Origin of the sequence: Chthonomonas sp., from assembly GCF_035294505.1 — a bacterium.
Taxonomy (GTDB): Bacteria; Armatimonadota; Chthonomonadetes; order Chthonomonadales; family Chthonomonadaceae; genus Chthonomonas.
This window is the reverse complement of sequence record NZ_DATGKU010000237.1, coordinates 1-3,437: the sequence shown is the minus strand read 5'-3', so window position 1 is coordinate 3,437 and position 3,437 is coordinate 1. Positions and strand designations below refer to the sequence as shown.

Annotated in this window: 3 protein-coding genes; 2 read left to right on the top strand and 1 reads right to left on the bottom strand. The window is 57.9% G+C overall.

Annotated features, from left to right (window positions below; all coding sequences use genetic code 11):
- The first annotated feature begins 58 nt into the window (after positions 1-58).
- Together VKV18_RS14180 and dtd are read left to right on the top strand one after the other, a co-directional pair.
- Positions 59-1,111, top strand: coding sequence for an NAD(P)/FAD-dependent oxidoreductase (locus VKV18_RS14180; RefSeq protein WP_345786425.1), 1,053 nt, complete (start codon positions 59-61; stop codon positions 1,109-1,111).
- Between the two features lie 6 nt (positions 1,112-1,117).
- Positions 1,118-1,588 (top strand): D-aminoacyl-tRNA deacylase, encoded by a 471-nt coding sequence (gene dtd, locus VKV18_RS14175; protein WP_324204837.1) that lies wholly within the window; start codon positions 1,118-1,120, stop codon positions 1,586-1,588.
- Positions 1,589-2,515: 927 nt separating this feature from the next.
- Here the strand turns inward: dtd and VKV18_RS14170 are convergent.
- The coding region (locus tag VKV18_RS14170) for a phosphoglycerate kinase (RefSeq protein WP_324204836.1) at positions 2,516-3,437 on the bottom strand (922 nt) is incomplete at its 5' end.

Sequence of the window (3,437 nt, the reverse complement as noted above, 5' to 3'; positions counted from 1 at the left end):
ATGCAATTAGAAGCAACCGACTTCGTGCGAGGGATACCTAAAGGAGAAATTGTAGAAATTGACCGCAGTGAGTGAGCCTAAAATCGCACCGCAAGAGGACGCGGTAGAGAGAGACCTTTACGATGTAACCATCATCGGTGGAGGCCCCGTGGGGCTGTTTGGGGCTTTTTATGCGGGTATGCGCCAGATGCGCACCAAGATCATTGACAGCCTCCCGGAGTTGGGGGGACAGCTTATGGCGCTTTACCCCGAAAAGTACGTTTACGATATGCCGGGCTTCCCTAAGGTGCTGGCGCGCGATTTGGCGCTCGACATGATAGAGCAGGGGCTGCGCTTCAACCCCACCGTCTGCCTCTCCGAGATGGCGCTGAAGATGGAGCATGCGCCCGACGGCACCATCGTGGTTACCACGCAGAAAGCCGTCCACTACACCCGCACGCTCATCATCGCCACAGGGGCCGGTGCCTTCTCCCCTAAAAAGCTCGATGCGCCCGGCGTGGCCGAGTTTGAAGGGCGTGGTGTGTTCTACTTCGTGCGCAACAAAGCTCAGTTTGCCGGCAAGCGCATTCTCATTGTAGGCGGAGGGGATTCGGCACTTGACTGGGCGATGAACTTAGAGCCGATCGCCGAAAGCATCACGCTGATTCACCGTCGCGATAAGTTTCGCTGCCATGAAGAGAGCCTCGACTGGTTGATGAACCGCTCTCGGGTAAAAACCTATCTCTGGCATGAACTGGGGCGTGTGGAGGGGAACGGCTGCGTGGAGCGCGCCGTCATCTTCGACAACCGCACCAAGGAGGAAAAGGTGCTGGAGGTGGATGCCGTTCTCCTTAACATCGGTTTCTCCGCCGATCTAGGCCCCATTAAGGAGTGGGGCGTGCGTCTCGAAGGCAACAGCATTCCTGTGAACCGGCTGATGCAGGCCGAGGACAGGAACGGCAACATCATGCGTGGGGTGTACGCCGCAGGAGATATATCCACCTACGAGGGCAAGATCAAGCTGATCGCGACCGGTGTGGGAGAGATATGCACGGCCGTCTGCCATGCCAAGACGCAGATCGATCCCACCGCGAAGCTGTTTCCCGGCCATAGCAGCAACCTATCTCTGTAGGCAACCATGCGGGCTGTTGTTCAGAGGGTATCGAAGGCCTGTGTGCGCGTTGTGGATGGGGTTCAGGGGGCGCGGGAGGTGGCCCGCATGGGACGTGGGTTTCTCGTGCTTTTGGGCGTTCATAGCGCGGATACCGAGCGGGAAGCTCGTGTGTTGGCGGAGAAGATCGGCGGGTTGCGCGTTATGGAAGATGCCGATGGCAAAATGAACCTCACTTTAACCGATGCTGGGGGCAGTGTGCTGGTTGTTTCCAACTTTACCCTCTGTGGGGACTGTCGGAAGGGGCGGCGCCCGAGCTTTTCCGAGGCGGCCCCGCCTGGACAGGCCGAGTCGCTGTATCGGCTTTTTGGAGAGGCCTTGGCCGCCCAGAACATCCCCGTTGCATGGGGAGAGTTCGGCGCCCATATGGAGGTGGAGTTGGTGAACGACGGGCCGGTAACCTTGGTGATCGAAGCGCGGAACGGCGACATCGTTTAGCGCAATATGCCTGTTCGCGATTTCACGATAATTTCACGATAGCTTTGTAGAATCCGCTTGAAGCCTCTGCCACTCTTCAGGGGGCGAGGCCCTCCAATAAACTTTCCCTCTTCTTCGGCCGGAGCAGAGGGATTTTTTTGTCTTGACAACCACCTAGAGAGCGGCGCGCACTGGTTTGCTAATCGGTTCCAGAGCTATGCTGCAGAGCAAGCCTGCCTTGTTCGCCCCCTATCCCCTCCTTTCGTCTTGCAGACAGCAACGCAGCGGCCAGAGAGATGGGCTTTGAAGGAAACGGTTCTGGCCGCTGAGGCGTTTATGGTGTCTTACTTATTGAAGAAAGGGAGCGGTTGTGTTGAGTTCCCGAAGGGAAGGTTATCATAGAAAACTGCCAATGGGCTTGTTGGTCTCCCCTCTCCCTGATAGGGGGAGGGGAGTGGGGGTGGGGGCTTGAAGAACCGGCGATACGACTGTTATTCCGAGCCGAAGACGAGATAAACAACTGTCATTTCGAGCCGCAGGCGAGAAATCTTGAATTTCAATCCTTACCGGCCTTGAGGGGTAGAGGTGAGGCCGTAGAGACTGCCAATCTCACGGTTCTAGAGCCAATCTCCAGAAGCAAGTCTATCTTGTTCGCCCCCTATCCCATCCTTTCCCACTAACAGGGAGAAAGGGGGCGGTTGAGTTGAGTTTCCGAAGAGAAGGTTATCCAAGGAAACCCCTAGTGAACTTATTGGTCTCCCCTCTCCCAAGTTGGGGGAGGGGCGGGGGGGTGGGGGCTGTAGAAGCAGACAGCAACTCAGCGGCCAGAGAAAGAGACGCTGAAGAGAATAAAAACAGGCCGCAAAGGCGCCGTCCGCGAGGACGCTCACCACAAAGTGCCCCTCTCCCTGATAGGGGGAGGGATGAGGGATTGGGGGGAACCTCTGCTTATTTATCCTGCAGAACCACCACGCCGGGGAGTGGGCGGCCTTCAAGGAACTCTAGAGATGCGCCGCCTCCGGTGGAGATGTGGGTCATCTTGTCGGCGAAGCCGAGCTGCTGCACGGCCGCTGCCGAGTCGCCTCCGCCGATGATGGTGATGGCTCCGGAATCGGCAAGCGCTTTGGCCACGGCGCGCGTGCCTTCGGCGAACTTCGCGAACTCAAAAATGCCCATCGGGCCGTTCCAAAACACGGTGCCGGCGCCCTGTACCGCTTTCGAGAAGGACGCGATGGTCTTCGTACCTATGTCCGCACCCTCCCAGTCCGAAGGGATATGCTCCACATCCACAACCTGCGTTTGACAGGCCTCCTCTCCAACTTCAAAGGGGTTGGCGTTGGTTACAACCACATCCACCGGCAGAAGCAGTTTCGAGCCGGCTTTCTGCAACACCTCTTGGCAGAAGGTCAGGTTCTGTTCGTCAAGCAGGGATCGCCCGACCTCCAGCCCCTTGGCTTTGAGGAAGGTGTAGGCCATTCCTCCCCCGATGATCAGCGTATCCACCTTGTCGAGTAGGGAGCGGATCACGCCGATCTTATCCTTCACCTTCGCCCCGCCCAAAATGGCCACGAAGGGGCGCTTGGGATGCGTCAGAGCGTTGCCGAGATAGTCCAGCTCTTTTTCCATAAGAAAACCGGCCACTGCCGGCAGGTACTGCGCTACCCCTGCCGTAGAGGCGTGAGCGCGGTGAGCGGTGCCAAAGGCGTCGTTGACGTAGAGATCGGCCAGGCTCGCCAGTTGCTTGGCGAATTCGGGGTCGTTGGCCTCTTCTTCTGGATGGAAGCGGACATTTTCTAGCAGTACCACATCTCCAGGTTGCATGGCGCTTACGTGCGCTTCTACCTCTGGGCCTACGCAATCCGGCAGGAGA